Source organism: Vicinamibacterales bacterium (genome assembly GCA_041659285.1).
Taxonomy (GTDB): Bacteria; Acidobacteriota; Vicinamibacteria; order Vicinamibacterales; family UBA2999; genus 12-FULL-67-14b.
Map to the genome: position 1 here is coordinate 13,642 of JBAZYO010000019.1, position 15,886 is coordinate 29,527.

17 protein-coding genes and 1 tRNA gene are annotated in these 15,886 nt (G+C 66.0%); 10 read left to right on the forward strand and 8 right to left on the reverse strand.

The features are described 5' to 3' along the window. Positions 1–5: 5 nt before the first annotated feature. The 6 genes from pilQ to pilM all read right to left on the reverse strand — a co-directional run bounded on the left by pilQ (position 6) and on the right by pilM (position 5,165). A complete protein-coding gene (gene pilQ / locus WC815_21945) occupies positions 6–2,060 on the reverse strand; it encodes a type IV pilus secretin PilQ (GenBank protein ID MFA5911449.1) in 2,055 nt (684 codons plus the stop codon). Between the two features lie 62 nt (positions 2,061–2,122). Beyond that, the gene (locus tag WC815_21950; protein MFA5911450.1) at positions 2,123–2,311 is read right to left on the reverse strand and encodes a hypothetical protein; all 189 of its coding nucleotides are present in this window, start codon (positions 2,309–2,311) and stop codon (positions 2,123–2,125) included. Between the two features lie 26 nt (positions 2,312–2,337). Further along, entirely contained in the window at positions 2,338–2,862 is a 525-nt protein-coding gene (locus WC815_21955) for a pilus assembly protein PilP (protein ID MFA5911451.1), read from the reverse strand. Continuing rightward, positions 2,862–3,485: a type 4a pilus biogenesis protein PilO gene (gene pilO / locus WC815_21960; protein ID MFA5911452.1), complete on the reverse strand. Its 624-nt coding sequence runs from the start codon at positions 3,483–3,485 to the stop codon at positions 2,862–2,864. Before pilO ends, WC815_21955 begins: the two co-directional genes overlap by 1 nt. Continuing rightward, entirely contained in the window at positions 3,478–4,104 is a 627-nt protein-coding gene (locus WC815_21965) for a PilN domain-containing protein (protein MFA5911453.1), read from the reverse strand. The genes pilO and WC815_21965 overlap by 8 nt, the downstream gene beginning before the upstream one ends. Further along, on the reverse strand, positions 4,101–5,165 hold the full coding sequence (gene pilM / locus WC815_21970) for a type IV pilus assembly protein PilM (protein MFA5911454.1): 1,065 nt from the start codon (positions 5,163–5,165) through the stop codon (positions 4,101–4,103). Before pilM ends, WC815_21965 begins: the two co-directional genes overlap by 4 nt. 450 nt (positions 5,166–5,615) lie before the next feature. Between pilM and rplM the strand changes: the two genes are divergently transcribed. The 7 genes from rplM to WC815_22005 all read left to right on the forward strand — a co-directional run bounded on the left by rplM (position 5,616) and on the right by WC815_22005 (position 10,564). Further along, entirely contained in the window at positions 5,616–6,047 is a 432-nt protein-coding gene (rplM, locus tag WC815_21975) for a 50S ribosomal protein L13 (protein ID MFA5911455.1), read from the forward strand. 1 nt (position 6,048) lies between these two features. Further along, positions 6,049–6,441 (forward strand): 30S ribosomal protein S9, encoded by a 393-nt coding sequence (gene rpsI, locus WC815_21980; GenBank protein MFA5911456.1) that lies wholly within the window; start codon positions 6,049–6,051, stop codon positions 6,439–6,441. A gap of 8 nt (positions 6,442–6,449) precedes the next feature. Further along, entirely contained in the window at positions 6,450–7,280 is an 831-nt protein-coding gene (gene rpsB, locus WC815_21985; protein ID MFA5911457.1) for a 30S ribosomal protein S2, read from the forward strand. A gap of 93 nt (positions 7,281–7,373) precedes the next feature. Further along, the gene (gene tsf, locus WC815_21990) at positions 7,374–7,979 is read left to right on the forward strand and encodes a translation elongation factor Ts (GenBank protein ID MFA5911458.1); all 606 of its coding nucleotides are present in this window, start codon (positions 7,374–7,376) and stop codon (positions 7,977–7,979) included. 93 nt (positions 7,980–8,072) lie between these two features. After that, on the forward strand, positions 8,073–8,807 hold the full coding sequence (gene pyrH / locus WC815_21995; protein ID MFA5911459.1) for a UMP kinase: 735 nt from the start codon (positions 8,073–8,075) through the stop codon (positions 8,805–8,807). A 19-nt stretch (positions 8,808–8,826) separates the two neighbouring features. Further along, positions 8,827–9,396: a ribosome recycling factor gene (gene frr / locus WC815_22000; protein ID MFA5911460.1), complete on the forward strand. Its 570-nt coding sequence runs from the start codon at positions 8,827–8,829 to the stop codon at positions 9,394–9,396. Then, positions 9,386–10,564 (forward strand): threonine synthase, encoded by a 1,179-nt coding sequence (locus WC815_22005; GenBank protein MFA5911461.1) that lies wholly within the window; start codon positions 9,386–9,388, stop codon positions 10,562–10,564. The genes frr and WC815_22005 overlap by 11 nt, the downstream gene beginning before the upstream one ends. Before the next feature lie 30 nt (positions 10,565–10,594). On the opposite strand, the gene WC815_22010 is transcribed toward WC815_22005, so the two are convergent. Continuing rightward, positions 10,595–11,677: an ATP-dependent 6-phosphofructokinase gene (locus tag WC815_22010; protein MFA5911462.1), complete on the reverse strand. Its 1,083-nt coding sequence runs from the start codon at positions 11,675–11,677 to the stop codon at positions 10,595–10,597. An 89-nt stretch (positions 11,678–11,766) separates the two neighbouring features. On the opposite strand from WC815_22010, the gene WC815_22015 reads away from it, so the two are divergent. The 3 genes from WC815_22015 to WC815_22025 all read left to right on the forward strand — a co-directional run bounded on the left by WC815_22015 (position 11,767) and on the right by WC815_22025 (position 14,540). Continuing rightward, a tRNA-Ala gene (locus tag WC815_22015) sits at positions 11,767–11,842 on the forward strand. A gap of 189 nt (positions 11,843–12,031) precedes the next feature. Continuing rightward, complete coding sequence (locus WC815_22020; protein MFA5911463.1) at positions 12,032–12,697, forward strand: outer membrane lipoprotein carrier protein LolA; 666 nt, start codon at positions 12,032–12,034, stop codon at positions 12,695–12,697. Next, positions 12,678–14,540, forward strand: a complete 1,863-nt coding sequence (locus tag WC815_22025; protein MFA5911464.1) for a secretin N-terminal domain-containing protein — start codon at positions 12,678–12,680, stop codon at positions 14,538–14,540. Before WC815_22020 ends, WC815_22025 begins: the two co-directional genes overlap by 20 nt. A 1-nt stretch (position 14,541) precedes the next feature. Here the strand turns inward: WC815_22025 and murA are convergent, their stop codons facing one another. Further along, the gene (gene murA / locus WC815_22030) at positions 14,542–15,795 is read right to left on the reverse strand and encodes a UDP-N-acetylglucosamine 1-carboxyvinyltransferase (GenBank protein ID MFA5911465.1); all 1,254 of its coding nucleotides are present in this window, start codon (positions 15,793–15,795) and stop codon (positions 14,542–14,544) included. Positions 15,796–15,886 lie beyond the last annotated feature (91 nt).

Sequence of the window (15,886 nt, forward strand, 5' to 3'; positions counted from 1 at the left end):
ATGCCCTACTTCAGGATCTTGGGAGTGATGAAGATCAGGAGCTCGTCCTGAAGCTCCGACTTGTTGTCGTTCTTGAACAACCAGCCAAGTAGTGGAATTCGATGAAGGAAGGGCGTCCGGCTGTTGGTCGACGACTCGAGGCTGTTGTAGATGCCCGCGATGACAGTGGTGTCGCCGTCCGGTACCAGCACCGTGGTGACCGCGCGCTGCGTGTCGATGGCCGGGACTGGCTGGGCGGCGGAGGTTTCGGAGTAGTCAGGCTGCGCCTTCTCCACGAAGATGCGCATGATGATGGTGTTCGATGCCGTAATCTGCGGCGTCACCTTGAGGGTCAACGCGGCATCCTTGAAAGTCACAGTAACGGTGTTATTCGAGACCGTCTGGATGGGAATCTGCGAACCCTGGGTGATTTCCGCTTCGACGTTGTTCTGCGTCGACACCCGCGGGCTTGAGACAATCCGGAGCTTTCCAGAGTTCTCCAACGCCCGCAACTGCACGTTGAGGTCAAGTGCGCCGTTGATTGAACCGAGCACCAGCCCCAGTGCCGAAGGAGCCGCCGGGTTGGTCGCACCGGTTTGACCGGTCAGCACCCCGCTACTTGGGAACGCCAGGCCCGTGCTCGTCCCGACGGACGGGTCGACGCGGCCGCCGAACCCCCAGGAGATGCCAAGTTGCTGGGCAAAGTTCCGCGTGACCGTGATAATCCGCGCCTCGATCTCCACCTGCGGCTGCGGACGGTCGAGTGCCACGAGCAACTCGCTGGCGGCCTGCAGGCGGTCGGCGAGGTCACGGATGATGAGCGTGTTGGTGCGGCTGTCGATCTGGACGTCGCCACGCGACGACAGCGTGCTCTTGGTGATGATCGGCACCAGGTCGGCGGCCTTGGCGTAGCTCAGCGGCCGCGTGATGATGCGCAGTTCGCCGGCCAGCGCCGTCGCGTCCGCCAGCTTCTTGCGCTCCTCGTTTTCCTGCGCCAGCACGTTGAGCGGCACGATGCGGACGATGGTGCCGTCCACGCTGTAGCCGAGCTTGTTGGCGCGCAGGATGATGTCGAGCGCCTGGTCCCACGGCACGTCGCGCAGCGCCACGTCCACCGACCCCGTGATCGACGGGTCAATCACGATGTTCAGGCCGCTGATGTCGGCGAAGGTGCGCAGCACCGCGCGCAGGTCGGCGCCCTGGAAGTCGAGCGTCACGGGATCGCCCGTGAATGTGCGCTGGCCCTGCGAGTTAGTGGTGGGCTGCAGGGTGTTGTTCACGGCCGCGGGTGCGGCAGCCTGCGCCGGCGCCGCCGCTGACAACGCGGCCAGTGAAGGCTGTGACTGCGCCGTCGCAGGTTGAATCACGTCCGCGACCTCGCGGGTGATCACCTGCGCGGGGGGGCGTGGCACTTCATCGACGATCGCCACCGGTGCGGAAACCGGAGCCGGGGGCGCGGTGGGCGTGACCAATGCCGCGGACGCTTCGACCGCGCGATTGAAGAGCACGCGAATCTCCTCCCCCACCGTTTCGATCGTGTACGGAATCCTGCGCGCCAGGTCGATCACGACGCGCGTGATCAACGGGTCGCGGCTGTTGGTCGCCACGCGCACGCGCTCGATGCCGGCGGTGTTGACGTTGGTCACCGCCGCGGCGCGGCCGGCCGACACGCCCTGGAAGTCGAGCAGCACGCGCGGCGGCAGGTCGCGCGCCTCGTCAACCGAGGACGCCACCAGCGGTCCGTTGCCGGACAGCGTGATGGCATAGCCGTTCGGCAGTTCCCCCGCCTTGACGGCGCGCAACTCCGTGGCCGGTGCCCTGGTTGCCGCGACGCGCACCGACGCCTTGGGCTCGGTGAGAAGGGCGGCAACCGGGCGAACCAGCTGCAGCGACTTGGCACCCGCCACACCTGACGCACCCGATGCACCCGCATCCCGGTCCACCTCCACCAGGATCATGTTTCGCGAGCTGCGCACGCGATGCTTCGCCGCGCGATCGAGACTCACGCGGATGCGCGCCACCGGGGCGCCGTCGGGAGCGCTGGCGCCCTCGATGGTGACACCCGCCACCGGGGCGAGCATCGCCGCGATTGGCTTGCCGTTGAGGCCGCCGGCATTGACGTTCCGCAGGTCAACGAGGACCGTCAGCGGATCGGCTGGCTGGTGAGGTACGCCACCGGCTCGCTGGCTTCGATCAGCACCGTGCTGACCGCGCCGTCGAGCCGCGACGAGATGGAACGTAGGGCTGGGGTTTCGGCGCCGGTCCCGCTATAGGGGTTCGTGCCGCTGGCCGCCAACGTGACGGCCAGGGCTGCGGCCATTGGCGCAGCCATTACCAGTCGAGGAATGCGACCGTGCATCACTTGACCTCATCTCCACCGCGCAGGAACTTGCGCACTTCGCGCTGCTTGTCGAGCGACAGCGGATCGTTTACTTCTTGCAGAATTACCACCGCTTGCGCGGTTACCGTTCGCACCACACCGTCGAACAACTTGTCGCCGGCCCGAATCGTGTAGATCTTGCCGTCGGGTCCGGCCACCATCGCGAGCCAGGTCCCGCGGCTCTGGACGATGCCCTTGACCGAGATCGACGCGGTCTCGAGACCGGGGACGCCCTCGGGCCGCTTGGCCGAGGCATTGGGGCCGCGCAGCGCGTCGGTGCCGCGGTTGACCAGGTTCAGGAACGGGTCGCGGCGGCCCTCCGGGTTGTACTGGAAGTTCGGCGGCGGCGACGGCAGCTGCGGCTTGGGCGGCGCCTGCGCCGCGGCCGGCGGCGGGGCTGGAGCGGCGGGAGCAGCGGGAGCAGCGGGCGCTTGCGCGCGGGCCACGCCGGCGCCGGCACACACCAGCAGGGCGGCCACGATGGAGCGGCGGGCGATGCGCATCACGATTTCGCCGGCGCCTTCTTCGCCGGAGCCTTCTTGCCCTTGGCGGCGTCGGCCGCGCCCTGCTCGACCAGCACGAAGGTGGTCGCGGTGCAGGCGATGCTCATGGTCGCGCCGGGCGTCGGCGTTTCCTTCTGCGTCGCGGTGAGCCCGCCAATGTTGATGATGCGCGGGAACTTGCTGACGCGGTCGAGGAACAGCCCGAGGTTGTGGTAGTTGCCTTCGAGCTGCAGGCTGATCGGCCACTCGGCGTGCATCTCTTTCACGCTGATCGCCTGCGGGCGGAAGCCGAGGATGACGAGGTTCGACTGCACCGCCAGCGTCTGCACGCGCCGCAGCAGGTCGCCGGCATCGCGCTCGTCGGGCAGGATCGGCTTGAGGCTTTCGAGCCGCGCTTCGAGCTCGGTGACCTGGGCGCGGAACTCCGGGAGTTGGCGCGCCGTCGCCTGCCCCTTGCTGATGCGGCCGCGGATGGTGCTCAACTCGCGCGCCTGCGTGGAGATGATCGCCTGCCGCGGCATTTCATAGAAGTAGTAGAACGCGCCGGCGCCGGCGATCGAGATCGCCACGAACAGCCCGAGTTGCGCATGCCACGGCAATTTGCCGAGCGAGAAGCTAGCCACGCTTGCCTCCCCTGCCGCCCTTGGTGGCGCCGGCCGGCACCGGGTCGATGCCCGCCATCTGGAACGTGCCGCGAATAGTGAACTGGATCAGGTCGGGCGTCGTCTTGCCGTCGCCGGCGACCACCGCGCTGTCAACAATCTCCACCGGCCGCGCGAAGTAACGCGAGGCCTCGAGGTTGCCGACGAAGTCCGACAGCGAGGTCAGCGTCAGGCACCGGCCCTGGAGCGTCAGCGTGTAGCCGTCCTGTTTCAGGCTGGTGAGCCACGTCATGTCCGGCAGCGCGCGGCTGACCTGGTCGACCATGTGCACCGGGGCGTTCTGTCCCTTGCGCAGTTCGTCGATCAGGGCGACGCGCTGTTCCAGCTGCGCCTTGCGGGCCTCGAACGCCTGGACCTGCTTCAGGATCTCGGCGAGGCGGGTCTCTTCGCGCTTCGCCGCCGCCACTTCGCGGACCACCTGGGCTTCCTGCTGCCCAATCGCCCAGTAGCGCCAGCCCACGCCGACCAAGGTCAGCACGATCAGCAGGCTGCCGATGACGGTGATCTTCTGGCCCGCCTGGAAGCCCTTGCTGACGGCCTTGACGCTGCGGCGCTCGGAGAGGAGGTTGATCCGAATCATCGGTCCGTCACCTTCCGCAAGGCGAGGCCCAGGGCCACCGCCGCGACCGGCCCAAGGTCGTCGGCGCTGTCAATCCCGAGCTTCTTCGCGTCGAAACCGACCTGGCGGAACGGATCGAATCGCTCCACCTCGGTATTGAAGCGCTCGCGCAGCGACTCGGCGAAGCCTTCGACGCGCGAGGCGCCGCCGCACAGCATGATCCGGTCGATGCGATCACTCGACGCCGTCGCCTTGAAGAAGTCGAACGTCTTCTCGACTTCCAGCAGCACGTTGTCGGTCATGGCGCGGAGCACGGCGCGGGCGTCCTCGAAGGTGGCGCCCTCGACGTCCTGCCCTTTCTTCAGCTGCTCCGCTGCGTCGTAGGGCAGGTTCAGTTCCTTTTGCACCGCCTCGGTGAAGGCGTTGCCGCCCATCGAGACGTCGCGGGTGAACACCGACTGTGAGCCGGTCAGGATGTTGATATTGATGGCGCTGGCGCCGGCATTGAGGATGGCCACCACCGCAGTCGGCTCGAAGCCGTAGTTGGCCTCGAAGGCGTTCTGCAGGGCGAACACGTCGACGTCCACGATCACCGGGGTGCGGCCAGCCTGGGCGATGACGTTGGTATAGTCCGCGATCTTGTCTTTCTTCGCGGCCACCAGCAGCACTTCCATGCTGCCCTGGCTGTTCTGGCCGGTGCCCGGGTCGAGGATCTCGTAGTCGAGGTTCACGTCCTGGATGTCGAAGGGGATGTACTGCTCGGCTTCCCAGTAGATCGACTCCGACAGCTCCGACTCGGTCATCGCCGGCAGCGTGATCTTCTTGACGATCACCGAGTTGCCCGACAACGAGGCGACGACGTCCTTGGCCTTGAACCGCTTGTTGGCGAACAGGCGCCGCACCGCATCCGCGACCGCGCCGCCATCGATGATGGCGCCGTCGACAATGCTGTCGGGCGGCACCGGCTCGACGCCAATGGCCGAGACGCGATACCCCTTGCCTGCCGGCTTGAGCTCTATGGCCTTGACGGAACTCGACCCGATGTCGAGACCCACGAGGCTCTTTGGGCGACGAAACAGCACGTTACGTTGTCTCCAGACCCGACCAGAGGGGCAAACCGAATACCATCTGGCTCGAGCGTTGCCGATCCAACAAAATCGGCCCCAGAACGCCGGAAATGGCTATCCAAGGCGGCATTAGGGTATCCGGCCAACATACAGAACTGCAAGTGACTGACGATTTTTGCACTTGCGGTTCGGGGCTTAGACCCTTCCCTGCCACCCGGGCTTATCGGAACGTGGTCAGGGTGCCTACAGTGCGTACGGGCACCTAACGGTGCCGAGGGGCCCGTGCCTGTGCAATACTGTGCCGGTCATTCGCACCCACCCTCAGGCTCCTTAGGGCCCGTCCGCGCCCCTTGGCCGGCCTGATCCCTACGGATCGTTTGCGTTCGACCCGAAATAGCTGTATTATTTCGGTTTGCCGTCCTCCCCGTGGAGGCCGGAGGGAACGCGCCTCATTAGGAAAGATCGATGCTGACTTACGTACCATCCGTAAAGACCATGCCCACCAAGTGGCATGTGATTGATGCCAATGGCAAGGTCCTTGGCCGCATTGCCACCGACGCCGCGAAGTTACTGCAGGGCAAGCACAAAGCCATCTACACGCCGTTCCTCGACACGGGCGATCACGTCGTGATCCTCAATGTTGCCAAGGTCAAGCTGACCGGCCGCAAGGATGACCAGAAGGTCTACCAGCGCCACAGCGGCTACCCTGGCGGCCTCCGCACCGATCGTGCGAAGGTCGTGCGCGCGGAGAACCCCATTCGCATGGTCGAAGAAGCCGTGCGCGGCATGTTGCCGAAGTCGAAGCTCGGCGACGCCATGTATCGCAAATTGAATGTGTATGCCGGTGACAAGCACCCGCACGCCGCACAGAAACCCACCGCTTTCGAGGTCAAGTAACTTGGCAGCAACAGAGTTCTACGCAACCGGGCGTCGCAAGGAATCCACCGCCCGCGTGTTCCTTCGCCCCGGCACCGGCGCCATCAAGGTCAACAAGCGCGAGTTCGCCGAGTTCTTCCCGCGCGAGACGCTGCGCATCCTGGTGAAGTCCCCGCTCATCCTCACGGAAACCGCCGAACAGTTCGACATCCTGGCGACCGTGTCGGGCGGCGGCATGACCGGACAGGCCGGCGCCATTCGCCTGGGCATCTCCCGCGCGCTGTGCGATTTCAACATCGAACTGCGCTCGCGCCTCAAGAAAGACGGTTTGCTCACGCGCGATGCGCGCGCGAAGGAACGCAAGAAATACGGAATGGCTGGCGCCCGCAAGCGGTTCCAGTTCAGCAAGCGCTAATGGCTGCCATGGATGGAGGCAATTTGACCCCGCTCGCGATGAAGGACCTGCTCGAAGCAGGCGTGCACTTCGGACACCAGACCAAGCGTTGGAATCCCAAGATGAAGCCGTTCATCTTCGGGGAGCGCAGTGGCATCTACATTCTCGACCTCGGCAAGACCGTCAAGCACTATCGCGAGGCCGAGGACTTTGTGCGCCAGCTGGCAGCCGAAGGCAAGTCAATCCTCTTCGTGGGCACCAAGCGCCAGGCGCAGGACGTGGTCGCCGAAGAAGCGACCCGCTGCGGCATGTATTACGTCAACGAACGCTGGCTCGGCGGCCTGCTGACCAACTTCACCACGATTCAGCGCAGCCTCAACCGCCTGCGCGATCTCGAGGCGATGTCCACCGACGGCCGCTACGAGACGATGCCCAAGAAGGAAATCGCCAAGGCCGAGAAAGAGAAGCGCAAGCTCCTCAAGAACCTCGAAGGCATTCGCCACATGGGCCGCCTCCCCGACGCGCTGTTCGTCGTTGACACGCGCAAGGAACAGATCGCCGTCGACGAGGCCCGCAAGCTGAAGATTCCGGTGATCGGCATCGTCGACACCAACTGCGACCCGGACCAGATTGACTACGTCATCCCCGGCAACGACGACGCGCTGCGGTCGGTGAAGCTGTTCGTGTCACGCGTCGCCGACGCGGTGATCTCCGGTCGCGGCCAGCGTGAGTCGGCGATGGCCGAACAGGCGGCCACCGAAGCCGAAGCGGCGGCCGCGCACGAGGCCAGCCGCACCGTCCGCCCGGCGGACATTCGCAAGCCCCAGCGTCCCGCGGAGACGCCCGCGCCGACGACCTAATCGTCGTTCGCGCTTTCCCCTCGCGCCGGCTGCGATAACACGGGCCGGCGCGTTTTACGTACAGCGACCCCAAGGCTTTGAGGAGTTAGTGAAATGGCAGTGACAGCAGCACAGGTCAAGGAACTGCGCGACAAGACCGGCGCAGGCATGATGGATTGCAAGTCCGCGCTCGACGAGACGGGCGGCGACATCGACAAGGCGGTGGACGTCCTTCGCAAGAAGGGCCTCGCCCAGGCCGCCAAGCGCGCCGGCCGCCTCGCCAAGGACGGCGTCATCGGCCACTACATCCACATGGGCGGCAAGGTCGGCGTGCTGGTGGAAGTGAACTGCGAGACCGACTTCGTGGCGCGCACGCCGGACTTCCAGACCCTGGCCAAGGAAATTGCCATGCACATCGCCGCGGCCAGCCCGCTGGTGGTGCGCCGTGAGGACCTCGCCGCCGACGCCCTCGACAAGGAACGCGAGATCTACCGCGCCCAGTTCGCGGCCTCGGGCAAGCCCGCCAACGTGATCGACAAGATCGTCGAAGGCAAGCTTGACAGCTACTACTCGCAGGTCTGCCTGATGGACCAGCCGTCGGTGCGCGACCCGAACGTCACCATCAAGCAGATGGTGGCCGCCGCCACGGCCAAGACCGGCGAGAACGTCACGGTGACCCGCTTCGTGCGCTTCAAGCTCGGCGAAACGGCCGAAGGCTAAGGTGCCTAGGGTGCCTAAGGGGCCTGGGGTGCGAACCGCACTCTAGGCACATTAGGCACCTTAGGCCCCTTAGGCACCTTGTATAATCCTTCCGTGCCTTCCGACCCGTCGTCTCCCCCTCCCCACTACAAGCGCATCCTTTTGAAGTTGTCGGGCGAAGCCCTGATGGGCGACCAGCCCTACGGCATCGACCCGGCGATTGCCACGCGCATTGCCCAGGACATCGCCGAAATCCAGGGCCTGGGTGTGCAGACCGCCGTGGTCATCGGCGGCGGCAACATCTTCCGCGGGCTGGCGGCCAGCGCCCGGGGCATGGACCGTTCGACGGGCGACTACATGGGCATGCTGGCCACGGTGATCAACGCCCTGGCGCTGCAGGACGCCCTGGAACACAACGGCGTCCCGACGCGCGTGCTGACCGCCATTGAAATGCGCGCGGTCGCCGAGCCGTTCATTCGCCGCCGCGCGGTGCGCCACCTCGAGAAAGGCCGGGTCGTGGTGTTCGCCGCCGGCACCGGCAATCCGTATTTCACGACCGACACCGCGGCGGCGCTGCGCGCCATGGAAATGAAGGCCGAAGTCATTCTGAAGGGCACCAAGGTGGACGGCATTTATACCGCCGACCCCCACAAGGATCCCACCGCCACGCGCTATGACACGATTTCGTACCTGCAGGTGCTGCAGGCGCGCCTTCAGGTCATGGACGCGACCGCGATTTCTCTCTGCATGGACAACAAGCTGCCGATCCTGGTCTTCAACCTCAAGACGCCGGGCAACATCCGCCGTGTCGTGATGGGCGAGACGATCGGGACTCTCGTCACGGCATAGCCAACAAGGTATCGAAATCATGGATGTCAGCGACCTCAAGGGTTTGTTCGTGGAAGTGAAGAAGCGCATGGACACGCACATCGAATTCGCGCGCAAGGAACTGGCCGGCGTGAGAACCGGCCGCGCCTCGACCGGCATGCTCGAGGGCGTGCAGGTCGAAGCGTATGGATCGAAGGTGCCCCTTAACCAGGTGGCCACCCTGTCCATCCCCGAACCGGCGTTGATCGTGGCCCAGCCGTTCGACCCGTCGATCATGCCGGCGCTCGAGCGCGCGATTCGGCTCTCCGACCTCGGCCTGAATCCTGCCTCCGACGGCAAGGTGCTGCGCATCCCGATTCCGTCGCTCACCGATGAACGGCGCAAGGAGCTGTCGCGGCACGTGCACAAGATGGCCGAAGAGGGCCGCAATCACGTCCGCGTCGTGCGGCGCGACGCCAACGACAAGCTGAAGAAGATGCTCAAGGAGCATCAGATCTCCGAAGACGACGAGAAGCGCGCGCTCGAAGAGGTGCAGAAGCTGACCGACATCCACGTTAAGGCGATCGACGACCTGCAGGCCAAGAAGGACCAGGAGTTGCTTGGCCGATAGCTTCTTCACGCACCTCGAGTGCGGCAGCGGGTGCGGCGCGGGCCCCTTCGATCCGCGCGGCATCCATTTCCTCTGCCCGTCCTGCAAGCTGCCCTTGCTGGCCCGTTACGACCTGACGGCGGCACGGGCGTGGAAGAAAGAGTCGTTGACCGGCCGCGCGCCGACGATGTGGCGGTATCGCGAGATGATGCCGCTGCTCGCCGGCGACGAACCGGTTACGCTCGGCGAAGGTTTCACGCCGCTCATCCACGCCAAACGGCTCGGCGCCACGCTCGGCCTCGAGCGGTTGCTGATCAAGGACGAATCGCTCAACCCGACCAACACGTTCAAGGCCCGCGGCCTCTCGGCTGCAATTTCCCGGGCCCGCGCGCTCGGCGCCACGACGGTGTTCCTGCCCACGGCGGGGAACGCGGGGAATGCGGCGGCCGCCTACGCCGCCGCCGCCGGGATGAAGTGCGAAGTGTTCATCCCGAAAGACGCCAAGCAGCCATTCATTGACGAATGCCGCTTGGACGGCGCCAACGTCACGCTGGTCGCAGGCCTGATCACCGACGCCGGAAAGGTGGCGACCGAGACCGCCAAACCGCTCGGGTGGTACGAAGTCTCGACGTTCCGGGAACCCGGCCGGTGTGAAGGCAAGAAGACCATGGGCTACGAACTGGCCGAACAACTTGGCTGGACGCTGCCCGACTGGATCATTTATCCCACCGGCGGCGGCACCGGCATGGTCGGCATGTGGAAGGCCTTTGCGGAGCTCGAAGCCATCGGCTGGCTGACCTCGATGCGGCGCCCGAAGATGGTCTCGGTCCAGACCGACGGGTGCGCACCGATCATCCGCGCATTTCACAGCGGCGCCGAAACCGCCGGCACCTGGGACAACGCCCACACCGTTGCCGACGGCCTGCGCGTGCCGCGCGCCATCGCTGACTTCCTGGTGCTGCGCGCCATTCGCGAAAGCGGCGGCACCGCCGTCTCGGTGTCCGATGCCCAGATGGTCGAAGACATGATCGCGATCGGCAGCAATGAAGGCGTCTCGGCGGCCCCCGAGGGCGGAGCGGCCTTGAGCGCCATTCGCAAGCTGGCTGCCGATGGCACGATCCAGCCGCACGAAACCGTCGTGCTCTTCAACACCGGCGGCGCGCTGAAGTATCTCGACGTCCTGCGCTGAAGGTGTGGCGCCTCAAGGCGGATGCCACGGTTAATCGCCGAGGGAGACGCCCAGTGCCCTCGCGGTCCTGAGCAAGTCGTAGTCGAGAGGGACCGTCTTGGTGCGGCCCACCACGTCGGCGAGCGGAATCGGCACGATGTCGGGCGGGTTGTTGGCGACCATCTTGCCAAACACACCACGCCTCAGCAGCTCCACGGCGGCGCCGCCAAACCGCGTCGCCAGCACGCGGTCGAACGCCGTCGGGCCGCCGCCGCGCTGCAGGTGGCCGAGCACCACGCATCGCGCTTCGCGTCCGGTCATTTCCTCGAGCTGCGCCGCGACCGTGTTGCCGACACCGCCGAGCCGCTCCACGTAGCCGGCCCGCGCCGCCTCGCGCACCGTGAAGGTGCCGCCGACCGGCTTGGCGCCTTCCGCCACCACCACGATGCTGAACTTGGCGCCGAAGGATTCGCGCCGGCGAATGGTGGCCGCGACCTTCTCGAGGTCGTAGGGAATCTCCGGCATCAGGATCACGTCCGCGCCGCCGGCGATGCCGCCGTGCAGCGCGATCCAGCCGGCGTAGCGCCCCATCACTTCCACGACCATGATGCGCTTGTGCGCTTCGGCGGTGGTGTGGAGCCGATCGATGGCCAGCGCCGCGAAGTCCACGGCCGTGTCGAAGCCGAAGCAACTGGTCGTGCCGACAATGTCGTTGTCGATCGTCTTCGGCACGCCGACCACCGGAATGCCCTTCAGGTAGAACTGGTGCGCGATGCTGAGCGAGCCGTCACCGCCAATCACGACCAGGGCGTTGAGGCCCATCTTGTGGAAGGTGTCCACCACCTTGTCGGAGTAGTCCACCTTGCCCTCCGGTGTGTCCACCGGATACTCGAACGGGTTGCCATGATTGGTGGTACCGAGAATGGTTCCGCCAAGGCGCAGGATGCCGGTGACGTCCTTCGGCGTGAGCACGCGCGACCGCGAGGGATCGAGCAGGCCATCGAAACTGTCTTCGAGGCCCACGACCTCGATGCCGGTGTTATGAGCGGCCTTGACGACGGCGCGAATGACGGCGTTGAGGCCAGGGGCGTCTCCGCCCCCCGTGAGAACACCGATTTTCTTGACTAAGGGCACGTAGGAATCCTCGAATGTCAGAGCCGGGACGCGAGAATGCCTCACTTTCCGCTCTATTTTTGATATTATCGTTCAGTTGTTGACCTAACGGGCGGCTAGCTCAGCTGGGAGAGCGCAGCGTTCGCAACGCTGAGGTCGGGAGTTCGATCCTCCTGCCGTCCACCACCCTTCGCTCACAATCGCGCGAAGGGTGTCCCAACGTAGCGGCGAAGCCGCGAAGGTGGACCGCGAACGCTCGCTCCGAGCTTCGGGTGGCAAGCCCTGCGAATCTGCAGTTCGTACTGCAGGTCCAGTCCGTCCCGAACCCCAAAGCAACTTCTCCGCTCTCCATCGAGTCCTAATAGTATGGGTACCGTGAGGTTTCTTCTCGCGTCTCTTGCTCTCCTGGCCGGCTCTGCCGCACTGCTCGCGCAAGCGCCACAGGATGCCACGGCGCTCGCGACAAAGGTGCAACAGCGCTACAATGGCATCAAAGACTTCCAGGGCGACTTCGTTCAAACCTATGAGGGCGGCGTGCTCCGCACCAAGACCACCGAGCGCGGGACCGTGGCCATCAAGCGGCCGGGACGCATGCGATTCACCTACACCAAGCCTGAGCGCAAGGAGTTCGTGTCTGACGGCACGCGGCTGTACACCTACCTGGTGGCCGACAAGCAGGTGATCGTCAGTCCGGCGCCCGATTCGTCGGACGGGGATATTCCCTCCCTCTTCCTCACCGGCCAGTCGGACCTGGGTCGCGACTACGTGGCGACCTTCACGCCGTTGCCTGGCGCTGCACCGGGTTTGATCACGCTCAAGCTGGTGCCGAAGAAGCCGCACCCCGACTACGACTCGCTCGGCATCGGCATGGACCCGAAAACCCTGCAGATCCAGTTCCTGACCGCGTCCGACAAACAGGGCGGCCGCTCCTCGTTTGCCTTCAGCAACCTGAAGGAGAACCGGGGTTTGACCGATAAAGACTTTGAATTTCGCATCCCACGCGGCGTGGATGTGGTGACCAATGGTGCACGCTCCCAATAACCCGCCCGGCCGTCCGGCCCGCGCCGCCCTCCTGCTGGCCGTCGTGGTCACGCTGACCTCCTGCGCCAGCACCGGCTCCCTCAACGTCGCCCGCGGCGCGGAACGCACGCAGAACTACGACGTCGCCGTCGCCGAGTACAGCAAGCTGCTCCGCGACCATCCCGACAACCGCGAGGCCCAGCTGGGCCTCGAGCGGGCCAAGCTGCGCGCCTCGCAGGACCACTTCGCCACGGCGCGCCGCCTGGCGTCCACCGGCAGGCTCGAAGAGGCCATGGTCGAGTACCAACTCGCCTCGGAACTGAACCCCGGTAACGGCGACATCGAACGCGAACTGCAGGAGACGCGCACGCAGTTGCGCGCCAAGGTGGCGGTCCGCGAAGACGGCAAGACCCGGCTCGAATCGCTGATCGCCCAGAGCCTCGACGCCCCCCTGCCCGGCGCCACGCTGCCAACCGGCCTCAAGCTTCCAGACAGCCTGGTGTTTCGCGACGCCGGCTCGCGCGACGTCTACTCGGCCATCGGCAAGTTCACGAACCTGAGCGTCCTGTTCGATCCGGCGTTCCGCGATCAGCCGGTGTCGATCGACCTCCGCGGCGTCTCGCTCGAAGAGGCGCTGACCTCGGTGTCGACGACCACCCGCAACTTCTGGCGCTCGACGGCGGCCAACACCATCACGATCGTCCCCGACACGGCGGCGAAGCGCCGCGAGTACGAAGAGGAGATCGTGCGGACGTTCTACCTGAGCAACGCCGACCTCAAGGAGACCATCGACATCCTGCGCATTGTCGTGGACGCCCGCCGGCTGGCGGCGATGACCGCGACCAACGCGATCACGATCAAGGACACGCCCGAGCGCATCACCGCCGCCGGCAAGATCATCGCCGCCATCGACAAGGCGCGCCCGGAAGTCATCATCGACGTCGAACTGCTCGAGGTCAATCGCACCCACCTGCACGAGTACGGCCTGCAGGTGGCGTCGCCGACATCATCAGCGACCGGGCCGACCGGGCTCAGCGGCCAGGCCGACGTCAACAAGGATGGACTGTCGCTTCGCAGTCTCACCAGCCTGACCTCGGCTGACGTGCTGCTCACCAACCTGCCGTCGCTCTACTACCGCCTGCTCAAGAACGACAGTGCGACCCGGATCCTGGCCAATCCTCAGCTCCGCACGTCGGAAGGCATTCCGGCGCAGGCCCGCTTCGGCGAGCGCGTGCCGGTGCCGGTCACGACCTTCGCGCCGATCGCCGCGGGCGGCGTGCAGACGCAACCGATCACGTCCTTCAACTACGAACCGATCGGCGTCAACATCGACATCACGCCCCGCATGCACCATGACGATGCGGTGACGCTGGCGTTGAAGGTGGAGTTGAGCAGCATTTCGGGATCGGGCTTCGGCGGGCTGCCCACCTTCGGCAGCCGCTCGATCAACACCGTGATCCGGCTCAAGGACGGCGAAACCAACATGCTCGCAGGCCTGATCCGCGACGAGGAACGCACGTCGCTCGCGAGCATCCCCGGCCTTGGCGACATCCCGGTGATTGGCCGCCTGTTCGGCTACAACCGCAAGGAAACGCAGGAGACGGACATCATCCTGACGCTGACGCCGCGGATTGTCCGCGTGTTGAGCCTGACCGCGGAGGATCTGCAGCCGTTCCGGATGGGACGTGACGGCGGCGCGCCGATCACCGACGTGGCGCCGCTGCCAATTCCCCTGCCGGCGCCGGCGCGGCCTCCTGGCGGCGACGAGGCGGGCGCGACGCCCTCGCTGGCTCCTGCGTTCCCCACGACGACGGGCCCGGCCGTGCCCGTGAAGACGCCGGCGCCGATCAAGCCCAAGGGCTAGGTCAGACGCGCGCGACCGACGCGCCCAACTTCTGCAGCCGCTCCACCAGCCGGCTGTATCCCCGTTCCACCGTTTCCAACGGCTCGACCCTGCTCTGCCCATCCGCGGCCAGCGCCGCGGCAATCAACGCCATGCCTGACCGGATGTCGCGGCTGTCGAGGCTCTTGCCACGCAGCTTTCGCGGTCCGGTGACGATGATGCGGTGCGGGTCGCACAGGAACAGATCCGCGCCCATGCCGCTCATCTGCTCGAGGGCAAACAGGCGCAGTTCGTAGAGCCAATCGTGGACCAGCGTGGTCCCTTCGGCCTGGGTGGCGAGCACGGTGACGAGGCTGACGAGATCGCTGGGAAAACTGGGCCACAGCCCGGTGGTGATGCGGCCGGCACCGATCAGCCGCGAAGACTCGACCCGGAACACGTCGTTGTCCTGCACGCACTGGACGTTCATCTTGGCCAGCACCGAGGCCACCACTTCCATGTCCACGGGCCGCGTGCCGCCAATCTCGACGTGGCCGCCCGTGATCGCGCCGGTCACGGCCCAACTGCCCGCCTCGATGTAGTCGCCGTACAGCGTCTTCTCGGCGCCGGATCGCCGGCTGACGCCCTCGACGCGGATGGTGTGCGAGCCCTCGCCCGTCACGCCGACGCCCATCGCGCGAAGGAACTCGCACAGCTCCACCACGTGCGGCTCGCAGGCCGCATGGCGAATCTCGGAGACACCGGGCGCCGCCGCGGCGGCCAGCAGCGCCGTTTCGGTTCCGGTGACGGAGGCTTCGTCCAGGTAGATCGACGCGGGGTTCAAGCCCTTGGGCGCCTCGAGCCGGTGCCCGGAGCCGGGCACGACGTGCGCGCCCATGGCCGACAAGGCTTCGAGATGCGTCTTGATGGTGCGCCGGGCCGGAAAGTCGCCGCCCGGCGGCGCGACGTAGGCGCGGCCGCGCCGGGCCAGCAGCGGGCCCAACAGGAGCACGGATCCGCGCAGCCGGCCGACCAGCGCGCTGTCAGGCTCGTCCTTGCTCACCTCGACGCAGCGGATGCGCAGTGTCGTGCTGCCGATGCCTTCGACCTCCGCCCCGAGGTCGAGCAGGAGCCGCGCCATCACCTCGACGTCCGCGATGCGCGGCATGTTGCGCAACGTGCACCATTCGCTCGTCAACAGGCACGCCGCCATCAGCGGCAGGGCCGCGTTCTTGTTGCCTTCGACGTCGATACGGCCTTCGATGCGATGGCCGCCTTCAATCACTAGAGTGGACATCTATTGGAACCTGACCCAGTTTGCCCTGCGGGCCGTTCCGAAGGAACGGCCCCTCGTCCTTGGCTGAGGTACGCTCCTCAACGAAGGGATC

Bases quoted from the DNA above. Each gene is read 5' to 3' on its own strand.
- pilQ (MFA5911449.1), bottom strand. From the start codon at position 2,060: ATGCTCGCCCCGGTGGCGGGTGTCACCATCGAGGGCGCCAGCGCTCCC.
- WC815_21950 (MFA5911450.1), bottom strand. From the start codon at position 2,311: ATGGCTGCGCCAATGGCCGCAGCCCTGGCCGTCACGTTGGCGGCCAGC.
- WC815_21955 (MFA5911451.1), bottom strand. From the start codon at position 2,862: ATGCGCATCGCCCGCCGCTCCATCGTGGCCGCCCTGCTGGTGTGTGCC.
- WC815_21965 (MFA5911453.1), bottom strand. From the start codon at position 4,104: ATGATTCGGATCAACCTCCTCTCCGAGCGCCGCAGCGTCAAGGCCGTC.
- rplM (MFA5911455.1), top strand. From the start codon at position 5,616: ATGCTGACTTACGTACCATCCGTAAAGACCATGCCCACCAAGTGGCAT.
- rpsB (MFA5911457.1), top strand. From the start codon at position 6,450: ATGGATGGAGGCAATTTGACCCCGCTCGCGATGAAGGACCTGCTCGAA.
- tsf (MFA5911458.1), top strand. From the start codon at position 7,374: ATGGCAGTGACAGCAGCACAGGTCAAGGAACTGCGCGACAAGACCGGC.
- frr (MFA5911460.1), top strand. From the start codon at position 8,827: ATGGATGTCAGCGACCTCAAGGGTTTGTTCGTGGAAGTGAAGAAGCGC.
- WC815_22025 (MFA5911464.1), top strand. From the start codon at position 12,678: ATGGTGCACGCTCCCAATAACCCGCCCGGCCGTCCGGCCCGCGCCGCC.
- murA (MFA5911465.1), bottom strand. From the start codon at position 15,795: ATGTCCACTCTAGTGATTGAAGGCGGCCATCGCATCGAAGGCCGTATC.